Genomic DNA, 23,135 nt, shown 5'->3' on the forward strand with positions numbered 1-23,135 from the left:
GCCGAATCTTCATCTCTGGCCAGAAGCGCGGCGTCTTCGGTGTCATCAAGCGCGAGCTGCGCCGCCGTTCCGCCATCGAACCCATCATCGGACACCTGAAGACCGATGGCCACCTCGGCCGCTGCTACCTCAAAGGCCGCGCCGGCGATGCGGCCAACGTCATCCTCTCAGCCGTCGGCCACAACTTCCGCCGCATCCTCGCCTGGATCAGAGAACTCTTGTGCCTGTTCCTGATCCAGCTCTGGCGCACGCGCGCCTGTCCGGCCCCGCTCAATTCGGCTTCTTAACGGACGACTATTTACAACGCCGAAGCGAAGCTTCGGCTATGGCGCCGGATGAGGGGTTGCTTCGGCAAACTCACATGTGAAGGTGCTCGCGGAGAGACACCCTTCACCCGTCTCGCCGCTGTGCGGCGAGCCACCCACTCCCACAAGGCTACGAGATGCACACACCTTTGGAGCGGTCTTTTGCGGCGGGCAAAAAGCCGAGTCTCTTCAATGACCGCTGAGCCGAGGACGTACCTATCTTTCGGTGACCGGGGGTCATCTAAGTCCTTGTCTTTGAGTCGGTTTTCGAGACGTGTGAATCTCGTAGTCCACAAGGGGAGAGGGGAAAAGCGTGCATCCACTGCAATTAGCCCAACCTATACGCAGCCTTGGCATTCACGCCAAACGCCTTATCCCGCACACGCGGGCCGAGCCTCGCAAGGCAGGCCTCCAGCGCACTCTTGATCTCGCCGTAACCTCCCGCAAGCAGGCACACTGGCCAGTCCGAGCCGTAGATCAGCCTGTCCTCCCCGAAACATCTTGCGGCGTGCTCGACGAACGGAAACAGCCGATCCGCATCCCAGTCATTCCAGACCGCCTCGGTCGCCAGGCCTGAGATCTTGCACCAGACATTTCCGCAAGCCGCCAGTGCTGCGATGCCGTCGGTCCATTCGGCGCTGGCGCCGTCGGCGATCGGCGGCTTGGCAGCGTGGTCCAGCACGAAGCGCGCCTGCGGAAAGGCCTGCGCCGTTGAGATCGCGGCCGGCAGCTCGCGGGTACGGACGAGAAGATCGTACGCGAGATCGCGGGTGAAAACAGCCGTGAGGCCGCGCTGCACATCCTCGCGGAGCAGCCAATCCGGATCAGCCTCGTCATGGACCTGGTGACGAATTCCCACCAGCCTGCCGCCGCCAGGCAAAGCGCGCAGGCGATCAAGCGTTTCGTCGAGGGCGCCATCCGCCAGATCGGCCCATCCAACGACGCCGACGACGAAGGGATTTTCGTGCGCGATGTGCAGGAACTGCTCGGTCTCCTCCAGCGCGGAGCGGCATTGCACCAGGATGCTTGCGTCGATACCGTTGGCCTTCATGAGCGGCGCGAGATCGGCGGGACCGAAGGCGCGGCGGATCGGGCCGAGCTCGTCCGCCTCCATCCAGGGATAGTCGGCGCGTGCCGGGTCCCAGAAATGCTGGTGGCCGTCGATGATCATGCCTTACACTCCGCCCGGTAGCGGCGCCCGGACGTCGACCAACTTTCTCGCACGCAGCTCCTGCCAGAACGCGGCCGGCACCACGTTCTCCGACATCGCGATATTGTCGGCGATCTCCGCGGCATTGCGCGCGCCCATCACGGCGACCGTCACGGCCGGATGCGCCATGCAGAACTGGAGCGCGGCGGCTTTCAGTTCGGTGCCGTACCTGCGGCAGAGCGCGTCGAGCTCGAGGGCACGCGCGACGAGCGCCGGATCGGCGTCCTGATAGTTGAATTTCGCGCTCGTGTGGGGATTGGCCAGGATGCCACTGTTGTAGATGCCGCCGAGCAGAATGCCGATATCCTTCGCCTGACAGACCGGAAACAGCGCATCCAGCGCGCCCTGATCGAGCAACGTGTAACGCCCGGCGAGGAGGAAGCAGTCGACCGGCACGGCCTCGGCGAAGCGCACCAGCATCTCCGACTGGTTCATGCCGGCGCCGATCGCCTTGACCGTGCCGTCCTCGCGCAGGCGCTGCAGCGCGCGGAACGCGCCGGCGACGGCGTCGTCATAATGGTCGTCGGGATCATGCACGAGCAGGACGTCGACGCGGTCGAGCCCAAGGCGCGCCAGGCTCTCCTCGACCGATCGCATCACCCCGTCATGGCTGAAATCGAACACCGGCCGCTCCCGCGGCGTGCCCTTGTAGTGCTCGTCCTCGGCGGCAGCGCCATCCGGTGCGCGCAGCAGACGGCCGACCTTGGTCGAGATGACGTAGGAGTCGCGCGGCTGCTGCCGCAGGAATGCGCCCAGCCGCCGCTCGGCAAGGCCAAAGCCGTAGAGCGGCGCGGTGTCGAAGAAACGGATGCCGGCCGACCAGGCGCGCGCGATCGTCGCCTCCGCATCGGCATCGCTGACGGGAGCGAACAATCCGCCGAGCGGAGCGGAGCCGAGACCGATTGAAGTAACGTCGAGGGAGCCGAGCCGCGCGCGTTTCATTCCCATTTGCCTTCCAGCAGTCTTCTTCCAACAATCCGGATCATCTCTCCCGCTTGCGCAAACCGCAAGCGGGAGAGGCATGTGGCAGCACGGGACCGGCGGCGCGCCTACTTCAGCATCTGTGCGACGTTGTCCTTGGTGACGAGATCGAGGCCGGTGTAGACGATCTCCGGCACCTTCTCGCCCTTCTTGATCGCGAGCAGCGTGTCCATCGCCTTCTCGCCCATCTCGAACGGACGCTGACCGACCAGTGCATTGGCATAGCCGTCGCGCAGCAGCTCGAGCTGCATCTTCAGCGTATCGGCCACGACCAGCGTGAACTTGCCGGAATCGATGTCCTTCTTGTTCCTGGAAGCGAAGGCCTTGAAGCCCTCGGGAGCGAACATCGGCCAACCGCCGATCGGAACGATGGCGGCAAGGTCGGGCGTTGCGGTGCGCATGTCCGTCATTTGCTGGACCGCGAGCGCGGGATCGTCGTTGCAGAAGGTCGGGGAGCCCGCGACCTCGGTCCATTTCGAGCCCTTCAGTGCCTCGCGCACGCCATCGACGCGCTCGGCGAGGTTCTTGGCGCCGGGACCGCCCGAGACCATCGCGTATTTGCCGCCATCGGGCCGCATCTTCAGGAGCTGCTTGCCGAGAGCCAGGCCGAACTCCTTGTTGTTGGTGCCGATATAGGCGATGCGCTTGGAGCCCGGTGCGTCAGCATCGAAGGTGATGACGGGGATGCCGGCCGCGGTTGCCGCCTCGATCGACTTGGTCATGGCAGCGACGTCGGCGACCGAGATGGCAAGACCGTCGACCTTCTGGGTGACGAAGTCCTGGATGATCTGGGCCTGCGTCGCCGGCTCATGCTCCACCGGCCCCTTGTAAATGCACTCGATGTTGCCGAGCTCCTTGGCACGCTTGAGGCAGCCGTCGCGTGCAAAGTCGAAGAACGGATTGTTCATCGCCTTCGGCACGATCACGAAGCGGTAGTTCGCGGCAAATGCCGGCGTTGCCATCATCGCAACGGCGATGCCGGCAAGAAGAAGTTTCCTCATTGTCTCCTCCACCCTTCTCTAGCGCCCGTCCTGTCAGAAGCGTCCGGGAAGCGGACGGGCGGCATCTTGGTTGCCCTCCCGGAACGGCGTCACGTCAATTCATCCGCGAGCGGATACGGTCGACCAGCACGGCAAGGATGATGATCACGCCCACCAGCGTCTGCTGCCAGTAGGAGCTGACCTGCGCCAGCACGAGACCGTTGCGGATCACTTCCAGCAGCACGCAGCCGACGATGGCCCCGAGCGGGCCGCCAATGCCGCCGGCGAGGTTGGCGCCGCCGATCACGGCCGCCGCGATCACGTTGAGCTCGTAGGATGTCGCCATGTTGGCCGGCGCCGACCCGAGCCAACCGGAGATGATGATACCCTGGAGCCCCGCAGCGAGCGCGCAGATCACGTAGACCTCGATCTTCACCCGCACCCCCGGAATGCCGGTGAGTTCGGCCGCCTTCTCGTTGCCGCCGAGCGCGAAGACGTGGCGGCCGAACGAAGTGTGGTGCAGCACCACGGCCATCGCCAGCGCGAGGATCACGAGATAAATGAAAGGCACGGGTACGCCGAGCACATCGCCCGAGGTCGCTGCGTAGAAATAGTCGGCGTCCGGTCCACCCGGAAAGCTGCCACGGCCGTTGGATACGACGTAGCCGAGCCCGCGCACGATCGAGAGCATGCCGAGCGTGGTGACGAAGGGCGACAACCCAAGCACGGCGATGCAGAATCCGTTGACGAGGCCGGCGATCAGCGCCACGCCAAGGCCGGCGACGATCGAGACCAGCAGGATCAGCCCGGGTACATTGGCGAGCACGGTCTTGCCGTCGGCCGCCATGTGCACGAACAGCGCGCCCGCGGGCGAGCCGGGCGTCGACAGCTCGGTCATCACCATCGAGGTGATCATGGCGGAGAAGCACATCATCGAGCCGACCGAGAGGTCGATGCCGCCGGTGATGATCACGAAGGTGACGCCGAGCGTCGCAATGGCAATGAAGGAAAAATTCTTCGCCACGTTCTGCATGTTGCCTTGCGTGAAGAAGTAAGGGCTGGCGAAATGCATGATCACCAGCAGCACCGCCAGCGCGAGCAGGACATAGCCGGTCTGGGAGGCGAAGATGCCGCGCTGCCACCACCTGATCTTGCCGACATTGGTGAAGGTGATCGGGGATTCCATGGGCATGGCCATCATGCCGCCTCCTTCGCGCCGGTGATGAGAGCGGTGACTTCCTCCGGTGAGGTCTCGTGGATCGGCTTGTCGGCCCGCTTCTCGCCGCGGCGCATGACGATGACGCGGTCGCACACCGCGAACACGTCGGGCATGCGATGCGAGATCAGCATCACGGCGACCCCCTGCTCCTTCAGCCGGTGAATCAGGCCGAGCACCTGCTCGACCTGGCGCACCGAGATGGCGGCGGTCGGCTCGTCCATCATCACGAGTCTGGCGTTGGACAGCCGCGTCCGCGCGATCGCGACCGCCTGGCGCTGGCCGCCCGACATCTGCTTGACGAGATCGTCGGGGCGCGTCTCCGAGCGCAGCTCGCCGAACAGCTCCAGCGCGCGCGCCGCCATGGCCTTGTGATCGAGCAAGGCGATGGGTCCGAATTTGCGCTTCAGCTCGCGGCCGAGGAAGACGTTGGCTGCGGCCGTCAGATTGTCCGATAGTGCGAGGTCCTGATAGACCACCTCGATGCCGACAGCGCGGGCATCGACCGGGCGGTTGAAGTGGACCGTGCTGCCGGCAAAGCGGATCTCGCCGTGGGTGGGGCGAAAATTGCCGGCGATGATCTTGACCAGCGTCGACTTGCCTGCGCCGTTGTCGCCCATCAGCCCGACCACCTCGCCGGGGCAGACCTGCATGTCGACGTCGTGCAGCGCGCGGATCGCACCGAACTCCTTGCCGATGCCGGTCAGCTCGAGGACCGGTGTTGCGTCGGTCTTTGCCATCAGCGGTCCTCCTCAGACGTAGCGGTTGACGAGGGATTCCAGGTATTCCTGCCGGCCCGAGCGCGGCTGCGGGTCGAAGCCGGGACTCATGGCACGGTCGGCGAGATCGGCGAGCGAGCGCTGGCCGCCGAGAATGGCGCGCCCCTCGGGGCCGGCCCACCCGCCGTAACGCCTGGCAAGCGGCTCGGTGAGGACGGCGGCATCGATCATGTCGGCGGCGGCGAGGAAGGCACGCGCGCAGGCATCCATCGAGCCGACATGGGCATGGATCAAATCGTCGGGGTCAATAGACTGACGGCGGATCTTGGCGTCGAAATTGAGTCCGCCCGAGGTGAAGCCGCCGCGGTTCAGGATCTCGTGGAACACCAGCGCAAGCTCGCCCACGTTCATTGCGAACTGGTCGGTGTCCCAGCCGAGCAGATCGTCGCCGCGGTTGATGTCGAGCGAGCCGAAGACACCGAGCGCCTCGGCGAGCGCGACCTCGTGATGGAAGGAATGGCCGGCGAGGATGGCGTGGTTCTGCTCGATGTTGAGCTTGACGTCGTTCAGGAGATCGTAGCGCTCGAGAAAGCCGTAGCAGGTGGCGACGTCGAAATCATATTGATGCTTGGTCGGCTCCTTCGGCTTCGGCTCGATCAGGATCGGCCCCTTGAAGCCGATCTTGTGCTTGTGCTCGACGACGAGCGAGAGAAAGCGGCCGAGCTGGTCGAGCTCGCGCTTGAGATCGGTGTTCAGCAGCGTCTCGTAGCCCTCGCGCCCGCCCCACAGCACGTAGTTCTCGCCGCCGAGCCGGCGCGTCACCTCCAGTGCGGCGCGGACCTGGCCCGCGGCATAGGTGAAGATATCAGGGTCCGGATTGGTCGCGGCGCCCGCCATGTAGCGGCGGTGTGAGAACAGGTTTGCGGTGCCCCAGAGCAGGCGCACTTTTGCGGAAGCCATCTTCTGCTCGAACAGATCGGCGATCGCGTTGAGGTTGGCGACGGATTCCGCGAGCGTGGCGCCTTCCGGCGCCGCATCGACGTCGTGGAAGGTGAAGAACGGCACATCGAGCAGGCGGAACAGCTCGAAGGCGACGTCAGCCTTGGCGCGTGCCATCGCCATCGCGTCGGTGCCGTGGTGCCAGGGCCGCAGGAACGTCTCGCCACCGAAGGGATCGCCGCCCGGCCAACATAGGGAATGCCAATAGCAGACTGAAAAGCGCAGATGATCCTCGAGCCTGCGGCCGTGCACGAGCCGATCCTTGTCGTACCAGCGGAAGGCGGGCGCGTTTGCGGCATCCTTGCCGACAAAGGCGACGGGTGCGCTTGCATCGAAGAACTTTGCTGACGCGTTCACTTAGCGGACTCCTTCAATGCTGGATAAAGCGCGCGCCACCGCCGATAGGCCTCGTCATAGGCCGAAGCGACGGATGCACGGGGCGTGAAGGTCGCGAGCCGCCGCGGACGGGTGCAGACCTCCGCTGCGTCTTCGCTGGTGGCGGCGATGCGGGCGAGCCGCGCGGCGCCGAGCGCGGCTCCGACCTCGCCTTCTTCGACGCGGTGAACGGGAATGCCGAGCACATCGGCGCAGATCTGCGCCCACAGCGCCGAGCGCGAGCCGCCGCCGACGAGATCGACTTCGGCAATCGGCCCGCTCGCCGCGCTCAGCGCCGCCAGATTGTCGCGCGCGGCAAAGGCGACGCCTTCGAGCACGGCCTGGACGATCTGGCTTCGGCCGGTCGCACCGCGCAAGCCGACAAGGGCGCCGCTGGCCGCGGCATCGTTGTGCGGCGTGCGTTCGCCATCGAGATAGGGCAGGAATCTGATCGGGCTTGGTCCATCGACGCGCTCGCCGAGCGGCGCCAGCAGCGCTGCAGCCGGCGTCTCCATCACGCCGGCGAGCCACGCGAGCGAGGCCGCCGCCGACAGCATCACGCCCATCTGGTGCCAGAGGCCGGGCAGCGCGTGGCAGAAGGCATGCACGGCCGAAGCGGGCGCCGGGGCGAAGCGATCGGTGACGCGGAACAGGACACCCGACGTGCCCAGCGACAGGAAGGCATCGCCCGGCACGATGGCACCGAGCCCGATCGCGCTGGCCGCATTGTCGCCGGCACCGCCCGCGACCACGACATCCTTCTGCATGCCCCAGCGCCGCGCGTAATCAGGCGCGAGCACTGCGCTCACCTCACTGCCCTCGACCAGGCGCGGCATGTGGTGCAGATCGAGTCCGGTGGCATGCAGCAGCAGGGCCGACCAGCGACGCAGACCGACATCCAGCCACAGCGTGCCGGCCGCGTCCGACATGTCCTCGACCATCTCGCCGGTGAGGCGATAACGGACATAGGCTTTCGGCAACAACACCTTCGCCACGCGGTCGAAGATTTCGGGTTCATGCCGCGCGACCCATAACAGTTTCGGGGCGGTGAAGCCGGGCATCGCCAGATTGCCGGTGATCGTGTGCAGCGAGGGACAGCGCCGCTCCAGCGCGGCGCATTCGGCCTGCGAGCGACCATCGTTCCAGAGAATGGCGGGACGCAGCGGCCGGCCATCCTTGCCGAGAAGCGTCGCGCCATGCATCTGGCCTGACAGCCCGATGCCGCGAACCTGCGCAACCTCGCGCGGCTGGCGCGCGGCGAGATCGTCGATGGCGCCGATGGCCGCGTCGACCCAGGCGTCGGGATCCTGCTCGGACCACAGCGGTGCGGGGTGCGACAGCGCAAGCTCGCGCGTTCCCGTCGCGACGACCGCGCCGGCTTCGCTCACGAGCACCGCTTTCACACCGGACGTGCCGATGTCGATCCCGAGATACACGTTATCCTCCCTTTTGCCTGCGGCGGTGCGCGATCTTGCGTCGCTTTCCCCGCAACGGGCCGTTCCGAAATCCGCCTGCCGCTAAGGCAGATTGTCCCGCATCACGATGTCGATCCTGATCTTCTCCTGCTCGCGCAAGATCGGCTCGCCGCGAGCGAGCGCCAGCAGCACGCGCACGGCCGCGCGCGCTTCATGTCCGGGGCTCTGCGAGATCGCAGCATCCATCACGCCCTGCAGCAGCAATCGGCGCGTCAGCGCGGTGACGTCGTGTCCGACGAACACCACCTGCTTGTCGCGCCCGGCTTGGCTCAGCGCTTTGGCGACGCCTTGCGTGCCGGCGCCGACGTTATAAAGACCGACAATGTCGGCATGGCTGCCGAGCAGCTGCCCCAGCAGTTGCTCCGAACGGTCGTCCTCGTCGCGCCCTTCCAGTACGGGCAACACGCTGAGATCGGGGAATTCCGTCGCCATCACCTGGTTGAAGCCGAAGATGCGCTCGGCATGATCGCGCAGGCCCTGCGAGCCCGCGACGATCGCGACCTTGCCGGACCTTTGGCCGACCAGCCGCCCGACCAGCGCGCCGGCGGTGCGCCCCGCCGCGATATTGTCGATGCCGACATAATGGTGCCGGCGCGAGGATGGTACGTCCGAGACCAGCGTCACGACCTTCGTGCCGGCATCGACGAGATCGTTGATGGCAGCACGCACGCCGGGATGATCCAGCGCCACCACGGCAACGCCGTCGCAATCGCCCGACAATGCCTCCAGCGAGGCCGCGAGCGCGGAAGCGTCGAACACGTCGGTTGCGACCGTCTCGACGCTGAGGCGGCGGGCCACCAGCCAGGCCGCCATCTCGCCGAGATAGGCCTCGATCTGCTGCATGAACGGGTTTGGTCCCGACGGCATGACGAAGGCGAAACGGCGGGCGCGGCCGCGGGCGAGCTCGGCGGCGGCCACATGCGGCTGGAACGAATTGCGCTCGATGGCAGCCTTGACGCGCCTGACCGTATCCGGGCGCACTCCCGGCCTGTTGTGCAGGACGCGGTCCACCGTCGCGAGGCTGACGCCAGCCTCGCGGGCGATGTCCTTCAGGGTCAGCGCGGTCGGGGTGAGCGTCTCGGCCATGGCTGAAGGCTAGCAGAGGTGTTTTGAGGTGCGCAACTCATTTTGAGGCGCCCTTGCTGATTTGGTGCCTTTGCGAGGAGACGCGCTCCTGAGCTACCGACGCGCCGGCGCCGACAGATCGAGCGTCAGGAACAGGCTGTTGGGATCTTCGACATAGCCCTCGAAGGGACCGCAGAGGACGAAACCGTGCGCCAAATAGAGTGCGTGAGCCGGTTTGAAATAGTCCCACGAGCCGGTCTCGAGGCTGAGCCGTGTCATGCCGCGCGCACGGGCTTCCGTGATGATGTGCCGGAGCATCCGGCCGCCAAAGCCGCGCCGGCGCGCGGTCTGATGCGTGTGCATCGACTTGACCTCGCCGTGGCTCGTCGAAAGCATCTTCAACGCGCCGGTGGTGACCAGTGTCTCGCCGTCCCAGCCTGTCCAGAACGCGACATCGGGTGCACGCAAGCCCGCGAGATCAAGCGCATGGGCGCTGCCCGGCGCCGTCTGCGCCCGCGCGGCCGTGACGTGGTGATCGAGCAGCGCGACGACGCGGGGATCATAGGTGTCGCCGGTGCGGATCTGCATCGTCATGATCTCCACCCTCTCACATCTTGCCGTAGGAAGCGCCGCGCCGTGTGATGATGACGTAGCGCGCATCCTGCTTGGTCTCGTTCTCGAACATCACGGCGCGCATCACGTCGAAATCCAGACAATCGCCCTCACGCAGCCGCACCGCCTTGGCATCGATATGCACGGCGATGATGCCCTCCAGCATCAGAATCTGCTGGGTGAAGGCGTTGCGGCCCCAGGGGCTGTAGGAGACGCGGGCCCCCGCCGGCAGGTCGACCACGATGATCTCGATGCCGCTCGCCGCGTCCGGCGGCGAGGCATGACGCCGCCGGTAGCCGCTGTCGGGATCGCGCCAATGCGGCTGGTCGGCAAGCCGCACCAGGCGCTCCGGCGGCTTCTCCGCCAGCGCCACGACATCGCTGAGCGTGACGTCGAGCGCCGCGCAGAGCTTGTTGAGCAGCGCCGCCGTCGCACTGCTCTGCGCCCGCTCCACCCGCCCGATCATGGCCCGGCTGACGCCGGAGCGGCCCGCGAGCTCGTTCAACGTCATGCCCGCCTGCGTCCGCAGCGTCTTGAGGCGCCGCCCAATGGCGCGATCGAGTTTCTGTTGGTCCATGGGTTTCATTGCAGGCGTCGCCGGGCGTTCGTACCGAACACGGATCGAGAGCTTACTACGGAGCGCGATGAATACCGGATGGCCGAGGCGAACATATTAGAATCTTGGGCGGCACCGCCACCCGGACGGATTCGGCTCCGCCAGGCATTGCCCTCTGCCTACCCGTTTTTCTCATTGGAAAAGATCGCCTCGATATCCTGCCTGCCATCGAGCACTCGCACGATCTCGGCCCGGTCATCCTTCGAGCGATAGAAGTCGATTTGCGGAGCGGCGGCCAGCGAACGCAAGCTTGGCCGGATTTCATCGCGTGCCCGCCCTGCGAAGAGGAAATCCTCGATGAAGGTGACGGCCTTCCCGATCTCGCGCAATATCTTGTCGGCGGTCCCGGTTCCTGCCGCGCTGGCGTAATAATCCCAAAGGCGATCGATATCCTCGACAACTTCCGGTGACCAAATGACCGGAAGCCTATGCTCCACCATGCCGTGAGTTCTTTTCGCGAAGAAACTCTTCCATATTCAGGGTCTCGCCCTTGCCTGCATCGAGCGAATGGATGCCCCGGTCGATTTCAGACCGGAGGGCGCCGAGCTTTTCGACATGCGAAAGCAATTTCCGGCCGATCTCTTCCTGATCGGCGGCCGGCAATCGCGAGATTTGCGCAATGGCTTGTTCGAGTGTCCTGACCATGGCCTCAGCCTATCACATGACGGCCGGGACGAAACTTGGAGCGGGCGAAGGGAATCGAACCCTCGTATGCAGCTTGGGAAGCTGCCGTTCTACCATTGAACTACGCCCGCTTATGCGCGCTTCGCGCCCCTCCTGATTAGCCGAGACGGCGCCTCCCGCCAAGCGCTTTGGCGCGCCCGGCCCGACGGTTGTTAACGTCCTGACAAGATTCCAGATGCGCCGGATTGTGGCGGTGTTATGATTTCGTGTCTGGGGCGAAACGTGCACTGAGTGGGGCGTGTGCATGGCGGGGCGTGCTTACGCGATATTCGATACGGCGCTGGGGCGCTGCGGCATCATCTGGAGCGGCACCGGCGTGGTCGCCGTGCAACTGCCGGAGGCGCGGGAGATCGATACCCGCCGCCGCATTTTCCTGGCCCATCCCGAGGCGCGGGAGCAGCGGCCCTCCGAGAACGCCGAGCTGGCGATCGAGGGGATCGTCGGCCTGCTGCAAGGCGGCGAGCCGGATTTCTCCGACGTCGGTCTGGACGCCGGCGGGGTGCCCGGCTTCAACCGGCGGGTCTACGAGCACACCTGCGCGATCCCGCGCGGCGAAACGCGCACCTGCCACGAAATCGCCAAGGCACTGGGCGCCTCCGGCGCCGTGCACTCGGTGGCGCAGGCGATCGCCAAAAATCCCTACATGCTGATCGTGCCCTGTCACCGGGTGCTGGAGGCCGGCAATTACACCGACCGGCTTTCCCCCTATGCCGGCATGATCTCCAGGCGGCGGCTGCTGGCGCTCGAAGGTGCCCAACCCGTCGCCAGCAAGACGCTGTTCGAGGTGCTGCTGCCCGTTGCTCCGCCCCGCGCCAGCTAAGGCGCGATCCTGATCGCACCTTAGCCTTGTTTTTTGGCATGATCTCGTCGGAAAACCGCTACACACTTTTCCGGATCATGCCTAGATAGGCCGGATGGATGCGACCACGCTGCTGACGACGCCATCGATGACGGTCTCCGAATTTCGCTGCGATGCGGGACCGGACGACGCGCCGTTTCCCGAATGCCGCACCGGCCATTCCATCGCCTATGTCCGCGCAGGGAGCTTCGGCTGCCATTGCCGCGCCGGTTTCTTCGAGCTGGTGGCAGGCTCGATGCTGGTCGGCGCCCCCGGCGAGGAATACACCTGCACGCATGAGCACGTGTCCGGCGACGTCTGCCTGTCGTTCTTTCTCAGCGAGGATCTGGTCGAGACTCTCGGTGGGCGGCGCGAGGTCTGGCAGGTCGGCGCGACGCCGCCGCTGCCCGAGCTGATGGTGCTGGGCGAGCTCGCTCAGACGGCAGCAGATGGCAACAGCGACCTCGGTCTCGACGAAATCGGCCAGATCCTCGCCGGCCGCTTCATTGACGTCGTCTCGGGCAAGGCGCGCAAGCCAGCCACCCCCACCGCACGCGACCGTCGCCGCGCCGTCGAGGCCGCGCTGTGGATCGACGACAACTCGCATGCCGAGCTTGACCTCGAACAGGCAGCAAAGCAGGCCGGCCTCAGCCCGTTCCATTTCCTGCGGCTGTTCTCAAGCGTGCTCGGCGTCACCCCGCATCAATATCTGGTGCGCTCGCGGCTGCGGCACGCGGCGCGGCTGCTGACTGACGACGACATCGCGGTCACCGACATCGCCTACGACGTCGGTTTCGGCGATCTCTCCAATTTCGTCCGCACCTTCCACCGCGCTGCCGGTGTATCCCCGACCAAATTCCGCCAGGCCTCGAAGGGACAGCGCAAGATTCTCCAAGAGCAGCTTGCCCTCAACTAACTAGGGTCGTCTCCGGCGCGTGCCCCCTCTCGGCACGCTTCTGCAATGGAGACGAACATGTACGACCACATCGGATTGCGTGTTGCGGACCTCGACGCTGCGACACGCTTCTATACTGCAGTGCTGGCGCCGCTCGGCTATGTCCTGTGCTCGAGCGGCGACGGTTATGCCGGCTTCGGGCCGAAGGGCGAGCCCGCGCTGTGGCTGCACCTGAACAAGGGCCGGAAGGCCGACGGCGCCCATATCGCCTTCCGCGCCAAGGATCATGACGCCGTCAAGGCGTTCCATACCGAAGGGCTGAGGAGCGGAGGCCGCGACAATGGCGGCGCCGGGCCGCGCAAGGACTACAGCCCGACCTATTATGCGGCGTTCTTGATCGACCCCGACGGCAACAATGTCGAGGCGGTTTGCGTGTGAGCTCTCTCCTTCGTCATTGCGAGGAGCTCTCGCGACGAAGCAATCCAGGCTGTCCCCGCGGAAACATTTCTGGATTGCTTCGCTACGCTCGCAATGACGATGCCCGTGGCACCACTTATCACAATCAAGGATACGTTCATGGCTTCCATCCGCAACGACATTCCCCTCCCCGCCTCCGCACACGATGTCTGGGACGCTGTGCGCGATTTCGGGGCGCTGCACCAGCGGCTGGTGCCGGGCTTCGTCACCGCCTGCACGCTCGACGACGATGCACGCATCGTCACCTTTGCCAATGGTTCGGTCGCACGCGAGGTGCTGGTCGATTGCGACGATGCGCGACAGCGCCTCGTCTATGCGATCAGCAACGAGCGGCTGAAGCATTACAGCGCCTCCGTGCAGGTGATTGCCGAGAGCGATACGCGCTGCCGGCTGGTCTGGATCATCGACGTGCTGCCGAACGAGCTTGCGGCCTACATTGAAGGGCAAACGAAGGAGGCCGTCGGCGCGATCCACAGGGCATTCCCGCCCGCGGCTGCATGATTTTCGCATCGCGCATCAGTCGGCAGTCGAAAGCGCCGGCCTGATCGCAGCTTTCGCCTTGCGCGGCCCCCAGCGTGTCAGCACCACGCTGGAGCACGACAGCACGCCGAGCACGACCATCGAGCTTGCGGCCAGCCAGAAGAAGCTCTGCGCGCTGGCATCGTGCGTCGACAGCCACCAGCCGACGGCCGCGATGTAGATCAGCCGCGCCGTCTGCGCGAGCACCGGGCCGATCACCTTGGCGGCGCCCTGCGAGGAGAAATACATCGTCGTTGCAAGGCCGAAGAAGGCGTAGAACGGCCCGACGGTCGAGAGATATTGATGGCTCGCCGCGCGCACGGCCACGCTGTCGGTGAACATGTTGACCCAGAGATCCGGGAAGATCGCAACGAGGCACGCAGGCGCGCCGACCGCCACGAAAGCGGCCGCACTGGCGATCCAGGTGATGCGCCGGGCGCGTGCGATGCGGCCTGCGCCGATCGCCATCCCGACCATCGGCACACAGGCGATGCCGAACGAGAATGCGATCGAGGTCAACAGAAACTCGAGCCGCGCGCCGATGCCGTAACCGGCGAGGATCGCGGTGCCGAACTTCGCCAGCATGTGAGTGAAGATCGAGATCGTCAGCACCGATTGCAGCGGCGAGAAGCAGGCGATGGCGCCGACCTTGAGGATGTCGAAGAACATCGCCCATCGGATGCGCAAGCCGCGCAACCTCAGTACGATCCGCGCGCGGCCGGAGAACAGGTACCAGCCCATGATGCAGATGTTCATGGAATAGGCGATCAGCGCGCCGGCCGCGACGCCGCGCATGCCCAGCTGCGGCACCGGTCCGAGACCGAGACCCAGCGTGCCGCCGAGCACGATCTGCCAGGCCGCAGAGTTGAGGATGAGAAATGACGGCAGCTTCATGTTGCCGGTGCCGCGCAGGACGCCCGCCATGGTGTTGAGCAACCAGGGTAGCACGGCGCCGCCGAAAAACACCTGCGTGTAGGCGATCGCATGCGTCAGCACAGCGCCGCGGCCGCCAAGTATTTCGAGCACCCTCGGTCCGAAGATCAGCATGCCCAGCATGAAGACCAGGCCGAAGCTGATGCCGATCAGCATCGCATGCACGGCGAGCGTGCCAGCGCGTTCGCGATCACCGGCGCCGAGCGCACGCGCGATGGCCGAGGCCACCGCACCGCCCATGGCGCCGCCCGACATCGTCATGGTCAGGATCACGGTCGGAAACACCAGCGCCATCGCCGCCAGCGCCTCGACACCGAGCCGGCCGACATAAGAGGTCTCCGCGATGACCACGCAGATGCCGGCCGACAAGCCGATCACGTTCGGCCAGGCGAGGGAGAGCAGCGTGCGCAGGATCGGCCCGTCGGTCAGCGCGCTCTTGACGGAGCGCGGCAGCGGCGGCAACGGGCGCTCCTGTTCACCGACCGGGATCTCGGCGATGTCCGTCATGTCCTCTCCCGGGCAGGGGCGCCATTTGCGGCGCGGCAATGAACAGGTGTGCCAATCAATCTATTCGCGCGCAGGGCGCGGCTGGGGCTTGTTAGCACGGCGCTCGCCGATTCCTCCTGCGTCGGGTGCAGGCGTGCCCTGCGGCGGCGCATTCCGATGGGTGAGCCTACCCGATCGTCCAGACCAGGGGCGGACGGCCAGCGGCCGCAGAGCGCATCTGCACGCCGATGTGCCGTCCGCAACCCGCGGCGAGCCCCTCGAACAATCCCGCCAGCACCTGCGCACAAGCGGGGTGATGGTCGGCGACATCGTCCATCAGCTTCCAGCTCTGCTGGTGGATTTCAAACGTGGCTTCTGATTGCGTGGTCTCGGCCGCATCATCCTGCGCGGCAAACAACGCGCTCAGGAACGATGCGAACTCGCTCGCGCCGCCGCGGGGCATCGCCAGCGCCGAGGCAACCTCGTCGAAATATTGCATGCCGATCAGCTTGCCGGTGAGATGCAGGAGATAGCCGGCATCCTCCGGACCGAACAGCTGCACCATCACGGGCGCGGCGGTGCGGACATATTCCATGGCGTAGTTGCGATAGGCTTTTTCCAGCCGCGGCTTCGGCCAGCTCGCGACCGGCAGCGCCGGTGCGGTCTTCGCATCGAACAATGGAGCTTCCAGATGCCGCGCGAACACCAGGCGCTGGTCGAGCTCGAGCGGATCGTCGTATTGATGATAATAGCCTTCGAGCCCATCCTGGCCGTCGACGCTCTGCTTGGTGCAGACGAAGCCGAGCCTGAGATCACCAAGCGCAACGCCGTTGTTGGCGTGCCAGCCGCGCAGCATCGCGCGGCTGACCTCGCCCGGCACGCCGCAGATCGCGGTGCCTTTCCAAATCCAGCGCGGCGGCGGATAGCGGATCCAGGCCTTGGTGTCGCTCTCGTACATGTATTCGACATGCACGCCGCCGATCCAGTTGGAGAGATAGTGATACTGCGCCGCAGCCACCGCGGGCGGCAGACCTTTAAGCCCGAGCTTCTCGAGCCCGGGCAGGAAACGCTCCTGCTGCTGGCGGCGGAACACACGGAAAACGAACTCGGCGGCGTCAGCGGTACCGCGCCGCGTCACGACCGTGAGAATCAGACCGGTGAAGTAGGCGTGATAGAGATCCGCGACCGCGCGCCAGCGCTTCCATTGAGCTTCCCGTGCGGCGTCAGCTTGAGCCATGTTCGCTCCCCGATCGTTGTTGCGATCGAGTGTGTCACCGCCCCCGGGGACAGGCAACCTGACGCTCGCGCAGGGCGCCCTGCACGCCGGCCCGTCAATTCCGCATCACGAATTTTGCGCAAGCTTCGCCGCGCGTTCGCGCTCGACGCGCTCGGTGACGTCGCGCGCCATCGCGACCGATCCCTGCACGGAGCCGCCGGCGTCACGCACCAGCGCGAAAGTCATCTCGATGTAGAGCTTGCGCCCGCTCTTGTGCAGCGCGCGGGTCAGTGTCGGCTTGCCCGCAAGCTTCATCACCCCGCTCGCCAGCGCGGCCTCGAAGCCTTTCCAGTGCGCGGCGCGCAGATGCTCGGGAATGATCAGGTCGAGGTTCTGGCCCAGCGCGTCCGCGGCGGAGAAGCCGAACAGGGCGGCGGACGCGCGATTCCAGCGCATGATCGTGCCGGAGCGATCCGAATAGATCAGCGCGTCCGCAACGTCTTCGATGATGCTTGCGTCGAGATCGGATGGATTGCTCATCTCGTCACCTCGCATGGGGCCCTGATTTGCGTCGCGTCCTGCCACACATTCGGTGTCATCGGTCGCCTTGTGCACACCTGCGCACTGCGGCCGGCGATCCAGCATTCCGAGGCGTCAGTGATCAAATCGAGAGGCGCGGCGGACTGATGCCCCGGTCAAGCCGAGGCATGACAGTAGAGGATGTCGTCACACCCGGAAATGCTTCGATAGTTTGAGGCCCTGCGCCTGGTAGTTGGAACCGATGCGCTGGCCGTACATCGCGTCGGGGCGGGCGAGCATCTTTTCATAGACGAGGCGGCCGACGATCTGGCCGTGCTCGAGGATGAACGGCACTTCGCGCGAGCGCACCTCAAGCACGGCGCGCGCGCCCTGCCCGCCGGCGCCGGCATAGCCGAAGCCGGGGTCGAAGAATCCGGCATAGTGCACGCGGAACTCGCCCACCAAAGGATCGAACGGCACCATCTCCGCGGCGTAGTCGGGCGGCACCTGCACAGCTTCCTTGGAGGCGAGGATGTAGAACTCGCCGGGATCGAGGATGAGGCTGCCGTCGGGGCGGGCCGAGATCGGCTCCCAGAAGTCTTCGACCGCATAGCCGGAGCGGCGATCGACGTCGACGACACCGGTGTGGCGCTTGGCGCGATAGCCGACGAAGCCGCTCGCCTTCTCGCCGGAGAGGTCGACGGAGACGGCGACACCGCCGGAAAGGTCGGCATCGTCGATGTCGACGAGACGCTCGCTGGCGTGCAGCGCATCGAGCTCGTCGGCATTGAGGATGGCATCGCCGGTGCGGAAGCGCACCTGCGACAGGCGCGAGCCTTCGCGCACCAGCACCGGAAAGGTCTTCGGGCTGATCTCGGCATAAAGCGGGCCATGATAGCCGGCGCCGATCATGTCGAAGCGGCGGGTGCCGTCGGCGATCACGCGCGTGAAGACGTCGAGCCGGCCGGTCGAGCTCTTGGGGTTGGCGGCAGCAACGATCTCCGGCGGCAGCGCCAGGCTTTCCAGCAGCGGCACGATGTAGACGCAGTTGGTCTCCAGCACCGCGCCGTCGGCGAGGCTGAACTCGTGCAGCTTCAATTCATCGATGCGTTCGGCGACCGTGGCGCCGGGACCTGGCAGGAAGCTGGCGCGGACGCGATAGGCGATATCGCCCAGACGTAAATCGAGGCTCGCCGGCTGGATCTGGCTTTCGACGAAGTCGTATTCGGGCAGGATGAGCCCCGCTTCCGCCATCGCCGCGATCATGCGGTCGGGCAGGATACCATTGGCGTCGGCGGCGACCGTGAACGTCAACCGGGGGTCCTCATCAGGGCTCGCTTGCATCCCAACATGCGGGAAATATCAGCCTTTTACGGCTAGCCGATGGACGTCTTGACGGAAAGGGCATTGCGGAATATGAGCATCACTTATCCCGTGGTGATTTGAGCCGGCCGGCTTGCAGCCACGTTAAATAAATCGCTAAACAGGCCGGGGACCTCTGTGATCCCGGCCAGTGGAGATATCCAGGCCGGTTTTTTTGTGACCGTTTGCGTGTCGAATGGTCATGTCGGAGGGTCCTATGTCGAAGTCGCCTGCCAACTACCGTCCCGAAACCCGCCTGGTCCATTCCGGGACCCTGCGCTCGCAATTTGGCGAGACGTCGGAGGCGCTGTTCCTCACCCAAGGCTACGTCTACAACAGCGCCGAGGAGTGCGAGGCGCGGTTCAAGGGCGAGGACCCCGGCTTCATCTATTCGCGCTACTCCAACCCCACCATCGCGATGTTCGAGCGCCGCATGATCGAGCTCGAGGGCGCCGAAGCCGCCCGCTCGGCGGCGACCGGCATGGCCGCGGTGACGACCGCGATCCTCGCACCGCTCAAAGCCGGCGATCACGTCGTGGCTTCGCGCGCCCTGTTCGGCTCGTGCCTCTACGTCATCCAGGACTTGTTGCCGCGCTACGGCATCGAGACCACGCTGGTCGACGGGCTCGATCTCGACCAATGGCAGCGCGCGCTGAAGCCCAACACGAAAACGTTCTTCCTGGAGAGCCCGACCAACCCGACCCTCGACGTGCTCGACATCCCCGGAATCGCCGAGATCGCGCACAAGGGCGGCGCGCGTCTCGTGGTCGACAACGTGTTCGCGACGCCGATCTGGCAGAGCCCGCTCGCGCTAGGGGCCGACGTCGTGGTCTATTCCGCGACCAAGCATATCGACGGCCAGGGCCGCTGCCTCGGCGGCATCATCCTGTCGTCGGAAGCCTTTATCGCCGAACACATTCACAATTTCATGCGCCAGACCGGCCCTTCGATCTCGCCGTTCAATGCCTGGGTGCTGCTCAAGGGCCTGGAGACGCTGGGCGTGCGCGTGCGCGCGCAGACCGATACGGCAGCGCGCATCGCCGAGGTGCTGGCGAGCCATCCGAAGATCTCGCGGCTGGTCTATCCCGGCCGCGCCGATCATCCGCAGGCGGCGCTGGTGAAGAAGCAGATGCGCGGGGGCTCGACCCTGGTCGGCTTCGAGGTCAAGGGCGGCAAGCAGGCTGCGTTCCGCGTGCTCAACGAATTGAAGCTGGCGAAGATCTCGAACAATCTCGGCGACGCCAAGAGCCTCGTCACGCATCCGGCGACGACGACGCATCAGCGCCTGAAGCCGGAGGACCGCGCCGCCCTCGGGATCAGCGAGGGGTTCATTCGCCTCTCCGCGGGGCTCGAACATGCCGACGATCTGATCGAGGATCTGACGGCGGCGCTGGAGAAGGCGTGAATGGCGAATGGCGAATAGTGACTGGCGAATAGGTCGATCTATTCGCTCCTCGCCATTCCCTATTCGCCCTCTCACATCGGCCGGTACGTCCGCACGTCCGCGGGCACGTTCACCCCGAGCTTGATCTGGCCGACGGAACGGATGATGTCGTCACCCAGCAGCTGAGCGAAGCAGGCATAGCCCCAATCGTTCATGTGCAGGCCATCGGCGATCACGAAGCCCTCGACCGGAATGGCCTGCTTCTCATGCCAGTCGCGCATCACCTCGAAGCGTGGGAAGATTCCGACGTGACGGAGCTCGGCGACCTTGCCGAGCAGCTTCACCATCTTGCCTGCGCTCTCGGCGCGCTGGTTGACGGCCGGCGAGTATTGCGGATCGACCAGCACGATGTCGGCGCCGCCCGCGGCCTGGATGCGGCTGATGCCGTCCTCCACCATCTTGGCGGTTTCGCCGGGATCGAGATTGCGCAGCACGGCGTTGGTGCCGACCTGCCAGATCACGAGATCCGGATGCCTGTCGATCACCTGCGTCTGGAGGCGCTTCATCATCTCGGGGGCGTCCTCGCCGCCGACGCCGGCATTGATGACGCTGATGTCGGCGGTCGGATAGTGCCGGCGCAGCTGCGCGGCGAGACGATTGGGGTAATTGAATTCCGGCGAGCTCGCGCCGAACCCCTGAGTAGACGACGAGCCGAACGCGACGATGACGACGGGCAGGCCGGCGACGAGCTTGCCAGCAACGTGCGGCAGCGAGCCCATCGCCTTCGAACCGTCCTTCGGCGGCTGGCAGGGCACACGGTTGAAGATGTCGCTGGCGGATTTGGCGGCCTGCTTCACCTTGTCGATGGCGCGCGCCGTGATGCCTCGCTGCTCGGGCGACGTCGCAGCGACGGTGGTCTGGGAGGGCGAAGTGGAAGCGGGATCAGCCGACTGCGCGGGGGCGGGTGTTGCCTGGGCGGCTGGCGTCTGGGCATGCGATTGCAGGGCCGGCGTCAGCAACAACAGCGCTGCGGCTGCGGGCGCGGCCAGCCATGTCGTCAGGCAAAAAGGGCGGAGAGAACTCATTAACGCTAGACCTCAATTCTGCTGCTGGGCCGGCTCGAGACGGGCTGCGTCGAACACGAACTGTGCCAACGCCCGGCCAAGGCAATCATGGACCTGTTTCGCCAGTTCGGGCCCGCGGGACGGGCTGAACAGGTCGAACTGCCCCTGATCATTCCACTGCCGCATGATCGCGAAACGATCGAACAGCGGAATACCGTGCTCCTGCGCCACCACCCGCATATTATCGAGAAAAGGCTGCGCCGAGATCATGGTTTCAGTGCGTGGACTATACTGCAGATTCATCAAGACGACGTCAGCCCCCGCATTTTGCAACGCAGCAACCCCTTCGGTGACGGCACTGCGAAACTCGTCGGGATCGCTGGCGCGGATAGCGTCCACGGTCCCGGTCTGCCAGATGACCAACGTAGGCGTTTTTGCTTCCATCAGCTTAACGAAAGTGGAGGCGGTCTCCTCTGCCGTTTTCTTGCTCTGTATTTCTACGGAGACATGCACCACCTCCGGCGGCGGCAGCTTCTCCTTGAGGATCGCCTCCATGCGCGCCGGGTACGAGCTGTTCTCCGAAGATGGAATGGTCGTCGAGCGGCTGCCGATGACCAGGATCTCGAGCGGCTTACCGGCCTTGACGGCAGCGGCGACCTTCGGCAGTGGGCTTTCGCTGGTCAGCAGATAGGCCGGCAATTCGCAGGAAGGGGGCGCGGGGGGAGCCGTGGGCGCAGCATCGCCCGCACGCGCCACAGGCGCGGCGAGGCCACCGCATAGCAGGATCAGGCTCAGGAGAACCTTCGCCTTCATCAGCCCCCTCCCGCCAGATCGGCATTGCCGACGGCGTTTTTGGTCTTCGCACCGCTCTTGTCAGCCACGCGCTTGTACCACGAAATGACCCAGGCCACCCCCCACATGATCAGCACTCCGGAGAGACTAATCAAGGCATGCATGGCTGCGCCGCCGGAGACTTCGGCCAGGATGAAGTGGCCGGCGAAAGCAAGGAAGACGCCGAGACAGAAGATCTCGAGGGAATGCTGGCCGCACAGGATCAGCGGCCGCAGCCAGGGCGACTTCAGGCCCGGCCAGTCCCGCGGCAGGAAACGCACCGTGAGCGCGGCCAGCGCCAGGAAATGCGTGAAGCGCAGCACGTCGAGATCGGTCTTGTTGATCGGATACATCCATTGCTCGATCAGCTTCGGCATGAACTGGGAGAGCTGCGGCACATACCAGGTCAGCGTCACGTAGAACGACGCGACGAGATAGGCGATCGCCAGCCACATCGTGACGCGCGACGACAGAATACGCGACATGCGGCGCGCACCTCCGAGCGCGCACCAGGCACCGAACACGAACAGCAATTGCCAGGCAAAGGGATTGAAGGCCCAGAAGCCGTTCGGATAGGCCGACAGATAGAGATCGTACTCCCAGGTGACTGCGTAGAGCAGGACCGAAAGGCCGAGGGTGACGTCGGGTCGCCATTTCATCGACCACAGGATCAGGGGCAGCGCCAGCATCAGCACGATGTAGAGCGGCAGCACGTCCATGTTGACGGGTCGGAAGCGCAGGAGCAGCGCCTGCACGATGGTGACGTCCGGCTGCTTGAGGAAGTCCATGATGCCCATCTCTTCGGTGTAGAGCGGGTTCTCGAACCTGGTCGCCACATAGGAGATTTCGGCAAGGAAGATCGTGAACAGGAAGACGTGGGCGACGTAGATCTGCCAGACCCGGCGCAGGATGCGCGCGGTGGCGATGAGGACGCCGCTCTCCAGCATCGCGCGGCCGTAGACGAAGGCGGCGGTGTAGCCGGAGATGAAGATGAAGATCTCGGTGGCGTCGCTGAAGCCGTAATTGCGGATCGTGAACCAGGTCAACAGACTCGGCGGCAGGTGGTCGATGAAGATCAGCCACAGCGCGAGCCCGCGGAACAGATCGAGCCGGAGCTCGCGCTCGCCGATGGCGGGCAGCGTGATGGCCGGCGCGGCCGCGCGCGGCTTGGTCCCTGCGGGTCTGGCCTCGCCGGTCCCCGCGATCGTCGATCCCGTCACTTGGTCGGCAATGGTCATCGGGGGCCTAAGAACCCTTCCGTAAAACGCGAGGTTGAAAGAATGTAGGGGTCCCGCCGTCGTATCGCAAAGCGGCCCGGATCATATGAGAGAATCTCCCTCTGGGGTGTCCTTCCTTTCGAATTCTGGCGGGACG

General features: G+C 65.3%; 25 protein-coding genes, 1 tRNA gene and 1 riboswitch. Of the genes, 6 read left to right on the plus strand and 20 right to left on the minus strand.

From position 1 onward, the window contains the following. Positions 1-287 (plus strand): transposase (locus H1B27_RS34020; protein WP_197965649.1); only part of this gene is annotated, 287 nt, incomplete at its 5' end. A gap of 346 nt (positions 288-633) precedes the next feature. Here H1B27_RS34020 and H1B27_RS34025 read toward each other — a convergent pair. The 13 genes from H1B27_RS34025 to H1B27_RS34085 all read right to left on the minus strand — a co-directional run bounded on the left by H1B27_RS34025 (position 634) and on the right by H1B27_RS34085 (position 11,308). Next, on the minus strand, positions 634-1,476 hold the full coding sequence (locus H1B27_RS34025) for an amidohydrolase family protein (protein ID WP_197969046.1): 843 nt from the start codon (positions 1,474-1,476) through the stop codon (positions 634-636). 3 nt (positions 1,477-1,479) lie between these two features. Next, positions 1,480-2,457 (minus strand): aldo/keto reductase, encoded by a 978-nt coding sequence (locus H1B27_RS34030; protein WP_197969070.1) that lies wholly within the window; start codon positions 2,455-2,457, stop codon positions 1,480-1,482. A 107-nt stretch (positions 2,458-2,564) separates the two neighbouring features. Next, positions 2,565-3,497, minus strand: coding sequence for a sugar-binding protein (locus tag H1B27_RS34035; protein WP_061879645.1), 933 nt, complete (start codon positions 3,495-3,497; stop codon positions 2,565-2,567). Positions 3,498-3,591: 94 nt separating this feature from the next. Next, on the minus strand, positions 3,592-4,674 hold the full coding sequence (locus H1B27_RS34040; protein ID WP_197969071.1) for an ABC transporter permease: 1,083 nt from the start codon (positions 4,672-4,674) through the stop codon (positions 3,592-3,594). Next, a complete protein-coding gene (locus tag H1B27_RS34045; protein WP_061879647.1) occupies positions 4,674-5,432 on the minus strand; it encodes an ATP-binding cassette domain-containing protein in 759 nt (252 codons plus the stop codon). The genes H1B27_RS34040 and H1B27_RS34045 overlap by 1 nt, the downstream gene beginning before the upstream one ends. Positions 5,433-5,444: 12 nt before the next feature. After that, complete coding sequence (gene xylA, locus H1B27_RS34050) at positions 5,445-6,767, minus strand: xylose isomerase (RefSeq protein WP_197969047.1); 1,323 nt, start codon at positions 6,765-6,767, stop codon at positions 5,445-5,447. Further along, positions 6,764-8,221 (minus strand): xylulokinase, encoded by a 1,458-nt coding sequence (xylB, locus tag H1B27_RS34055; protein ID WP_197969048.1) that lies wholly within the window; start codon positions 8,219-8,221, stop codon positions 6,764-6,766. The genes xylA and xylB overlap by 4 nt, the downstream gene beginning before the upstream one ends. A gap of 81 nt (positions 8,222-8,302) precedes the next feature. Then, positions 8,303-9,346: a LacI family DNA-binding transcriptional regulator gene (locus tag H1B27_RS34060; protein WP_197969049.1), complete on the minus strand. Its 1,044-nt coding sequence runs from the start codon at positions 9,344-9,346 to the stop codon at positions 8,303-8,305. A 93-nt stretch (positions 9,347-9,439) separates the two neighbouring features. After that, positions 9,440-9,913 carry a GNAT family N-acetyltransferase gene (locus H1B27_RS34065; RefSeq protein WP_197969072.1) on the minus strand — a complete coding sequence of 158 codons (474 nt, stop codon included), beginning with the start codon at positions 9,911-9,913 and terminating at the stop codon, positions 9,440-9,442. 19 nt (positions 9,914-9,932) lie between these two features. Continuing rightward, entirely contained in the window at positions 9,933-10,514 is a 582-nt protein-coding gene (locus H1B27_RS34070) for a helix-turn-helix domain-containing protein (RefSeq protein WP_197969050.1), read from the minus strand. A gap of 158 nt (positions 10,515-10,672) precedes the next feature. Continuing rightward, positions 10,673-10,993, minus strand: a complete 321-nt coding sequence (locus H1B27_RS34075) for a type II toxin-antitoxin system RelE/ParE family toxin (protein WP_197969051.1) — start codon at positions 10,991-10,993, stop codon at positions 10,673-10,675. Beyond that, positions 10,980-11,198, minus strand: coding sequence for a hypothetical protein (locus H1B27_RS34080; RefSeq protein ID WP_197969052.1), 219 nt, complete (start codon positions 11,196-11,198; stop codon positions 10,980-10,982). The genes H1B27_RS34075 and H1B27_RS34080 overlap by 14 nt, the downstream gene beginning before the upstream one ends. A gap of 36 nt (positions 11,199-11,234) precedes the next feature. Further along, positions 11,235-11,308 (minus strand) — tRNA-Gly (locus H1B27_RS34085). Between the two features lie 173 nt (positions 11,309-11,481). Between H1B27_RS34085 and H1B27_RS34090 the strand changes: the two genes are divergently transcribed. From H1B27_RS34090 to H1B27_RS34105, 4 genes are all read left to right on the plus strand, one after another. Beyond that, entirely contained in the window at positions 11,482-12,057 is a 576-nt protein-coding gene (locus H1B27_RS34090; protein WP_197969053.1) for a methylated-DNA--[protein]-cysteine S-methyltransferase, read from the plus strand. 94 nt (positions 12,058-12,151) lie between these two features. After that, the gene (locus tag H1B27_RS34095) at positions 12,152-12,991 is read left to right on the plus strand and encodes a helix-turn-helix transcriptional regulator (RefSeq protein ID WP_197969054.1); all 840 of its coding nucleotides are present in this window, start codon (positions 12,152-12,154) and stop codon (positions 12,989-12,991) included. A 57-nt stretch (positions 12,992-13,048) separates the two neighbouring features. Further along, on the plus strand, positions 13,049-13,408 hold the full coding sequence (locus tag H1B27_RS34100) for a VOC family protein (RefSeq protein WP_197969055.1): 360 nt from the start codon (positions 13,049-13,051) through the stop codon (positions 13,406-13,408). A 138-nt stretch (positions 13,409-13,546) separates the two neighbouring features. Then, entirely contained in the window at positions 13,547-13,948 is a 402-nt protein-coding gene (locus tag H1B27_RS34105; protein ID WP_061879724.1) for an SRPBCC family protein, read from the plus strand. Positions 13,949-13,963: 15 nt separating this feature from the next. Here the strand turns inward: H1B27_RS34105 and H1B27_RS34110 are convergent, their stop codons facing one another. From H1B27_RS34110 to H1B27_RS34125, 4 genes are all read right to left on the minus strand, one after another. Then, positions 13,964-15,406: an MATE family efflux transporter gene (locus tag H1B27_RS34110; RefSeq protein WP_197969056.1), complete on the minus strand. Its 1,443-nt coding sequence runs from the start codon at positions 15,404-15,406 to the stop codon at positions 13,964-13,966. A 166-nt stretch (positions 15,407-15,572) separates the two neighbouring features. Next, positions 15,573-16,622 (minus strand): hypothetical protein, encoded by a 1,050-nt coding sequence (locus H1B27_RS34115; protein ID WP_197969057.1) that lies wholly within the window; start codon positions 16,620-16,622, stop codon positions 15,573-15,575. 105 nt (positions 16,623-16,727) lie between these two features. Further along, positions 16,728-17,141: a PAS domain S-box protein gene (locus H1B27_RS34120; RefSeq protein WP_197969058.1), complete on the minus strand. Its 414-nt coding sequence runs from the start codon at positions 17,139-17,141 to the stop codon at positions 16,728-16,730. A 186-nt stretch (positions 17,142-17,327) separates the two neighbouring features. Then, positions 17,328-18,464, minus strand: coding sequence for a 2'-deoxycytidine 5'-triphosphate deaminase (locus tag H1B27_RS34125; protein WP_156505060.1), 1,137 nt, complete (start codon positions 18,462-18,464; stop codon positions 17,328-17,330). An 80-nt stretch (positions 18,465-18,544) separates the two neighbouring features. Beyond that, positions 18,545-18,624, plus strand: a riboswitch (SAM riboswitch). A gap of 75 nt (positions 18,625-18,699) precedes the next feature. Here H1B27_RS34125 and H1B27_RS34130 point away from each other — a divergent pair. Then, positions 18,700-19,887, plus strand: a complete 1,188-nt coding sequence (locus tag H1B27_RS34130; RefSeq protein ID WP_197969059.1) for an O-succinylhomoserine sulfhydrylase — start codon at positions 18,700-18,702, stop codon at positions 19,885-19,887. A gap of 71 nt (positions 19,888-19,958) precedes the next feature. Here H1B27_RS34130 and H1B27_RS34135 read toward each other — a convergent pair whose 3' ends face one another. From H1B27_RS34135 to H1B27_RS34145, 3 genes are read right to left on the minus strand one after another with little or no spacing between them, the layout of a single operon-like run. After that, complete coding sequence (locus tag H1B27_RS34135; protein ID WP_061879658.1) at positions 19,959-20,951, minus strand: SGNH/GDSL hydrolase family protein; 993 nt, start codon at positions 20,949-20,951, stop codon at positions 19,959-19,961. 12 nt (positions 20,952-20,963) lie between these two features. After that, a complete protein-coding gene (locus tag H1B27_RS34140; RefSeq protein ID WP_197969060.1) occupies positions 20,964-21,743 on the minus strand; it encodes an SGNH/GDSL hydrolase family protein in 780 nt (259 codons plus the stop codon). Further along, the gene (locus H1B27_RS34145; protein ID WP_197969061.1) at positions 21,743-22,999 is read right to left on the minus strand and encodes an OpgC domain-containing protein; all 1,257 of its coding nucleotides are present in this window, start codon (positions 22,997-22,999) and stop codon (positions 21,743-21,745) included. Before H1B27_RS34145 ends, H1B27_RS34140 begins: the two co-directional genes overlap by 1 nt. Positions 23,000-23,135 lie beyond the last annotated feature (136 nt).

Source organism: Bradyrhizobium diversitatis (assembly GCF_016031635.1).
Taxonomy (GTDB): Bacteria; Pseudomonadota; Alphaproteobacteria; order Rhizobiales; family Xanthobacteraceae; genus Bradyrhizobium; species Bradyrhizobium diversitatis.

Coding starts and splice junctions, on each gene's coding strand:
- H1B27_RS34115 (WP_197969057.1), bottom strand. CDS start 16,622: ATGGCTCAAGCTGACGCCGCACGGGAAGCTCAATGGAAGCGCTGGCGC.
- H1B27_RS34075 (WP_197969051.1), bottom strand. CDS start 10,993: ATGGTGGAGCATAGGCTTCCGGTCATTTGGTCACCGGAAGTTGTCGAG.
- H1B27_RS34095 (WP_197969054.1), top strand. CDS start 12,152: ATGGATGCGACCACGCTGCTGACGACGCCATCGATGACGGTCTCCGAA.
- H1B27_RS34065 (WP_197969072.1), bottom strand. CDS start 9,913: ATGCAGATCCGCACCGGCGACACCTATGATCCCCGCGTCGTCGCGCTG.
- H1B27_RS34140 (WP_197969060.1), bottom strand. CDS start 21,743: ATGAAGGCGAAGGTTCTCCTGAGCCTGATCCTGCTATGCGGTGGCCTC.
- H1B27_RS34030 (WP_197969070.1), bottom strand. CDS start 2,457: ATGAAACGCGCGCGGCTCGGCTCCCTCGACGTTACTTCAATCGGTCTC.
- H1B27_RS34035 (WP_061879645.1), bottom strand. CDS start 3,497: ATGAGGAAACTTCTTCTTGCCGGCATCGCCGTTGCGATGATGGCAACG.
- H1B27_RS34090 (WP_197969053.1), top strand. CDS start 11,482: ATGGCGGGGCGTGCTTACGCGATATTCGATACGGCGCTGGGGCGCTGC.
- H1B27_RS34100 (WP_197969055.1), top strand. CDS start 13,049: ATGTACGACCACATCGGATTGCGTGTTGCGGACCTCGACGCTGCGACA.
- H1B27_RS34135 (WP_061879658.1), bottom strand. CDS start 20,951: ATGAGTTCTCTCCGCCCTTTTTGCCTGACGACATGGCTGGCCGCGCCC.
- H1B27_RS34120 (WP_197969058.1), bottom strand. CDS start 17,141: ATGAGCAATCCATCCGATCTCGACGCAAGCATCATCGAAGACGTTGCG.
- H1B27_RS34025 (WP_197969046.1), bottom strand. CDS start 1,476: ATGATCATCGACGGCCACCAGCATTTCTGGGACCCGGCACGCGCCGAC.
- H1B27_RS34110 (WP_197969056.1), bottom strand. CDS start 15,406: ATGACGGACATCGCCGAGATCCCGGTCGGTGAACAGGAGCGCCCGTTG.
- H1B27_RS34105 (WP_061879724.1), top strand. CDS start 13,547: ATGGCTTCCATCCGCAACGACATTCCCCTCCCCGCCTCCGCACACGAT.
- H1B27_RS34145 (WP_197969061.1), bottom strand. CDS start 22,999: ATGACCATTGCCGACCAAGTGACGGGATCGACGATCGCGGGGACCGGC.
- H1B27_RS34130 (WP_197969059.1), top strand. CDS start 18,700: ATGTCGAAGTCGCCTGCCAACTACCGTCCCGAAACCCGCCTGGTCCAT.
- H1B27_RS34080 (WP_197969052.1), bottom strand. CDS start 11,198: ATGGTCAGGACACTCGAACAAGCCATTGCGCAAATCTCGCGATTGCCG.
- H1B27_RS34125 (WP_156505060.1), bottom strand. CDS start 18,464: ATGCAAGCGAGCCCTGATGAGGACCCCCGGTTGACGTTCACGGTCGCC.
- H1B27_RS34070 (WP_197969050.1), bottom strand. CDS start 10,514: ATGGACCAACAGAAACTCGATCGCGCCATTGGGCGGCGCCTCAAGACG.
- H1B27_RS34040 (WP_197969071.1), bottom strand. CDS start 4,674: ATGGCCATGCCCATGGAATCCCCGATCACCTTCACCAATGTCGGCAAG.
- H1B27_RS34060 (WP_197969049.1), bottom strand. CDS start 9,346: ATGGCCGAGACGCTCACCCCGACCGCGCTGACCCTGAAGGACATCGCC.
- H1B27_RS34045 (WP_061879647.1), bottom strand. CDS start 5,432: ATGGCAAAGACCGACGCAACACCGGTCCTCGAGCTGACCGGCATCGGC.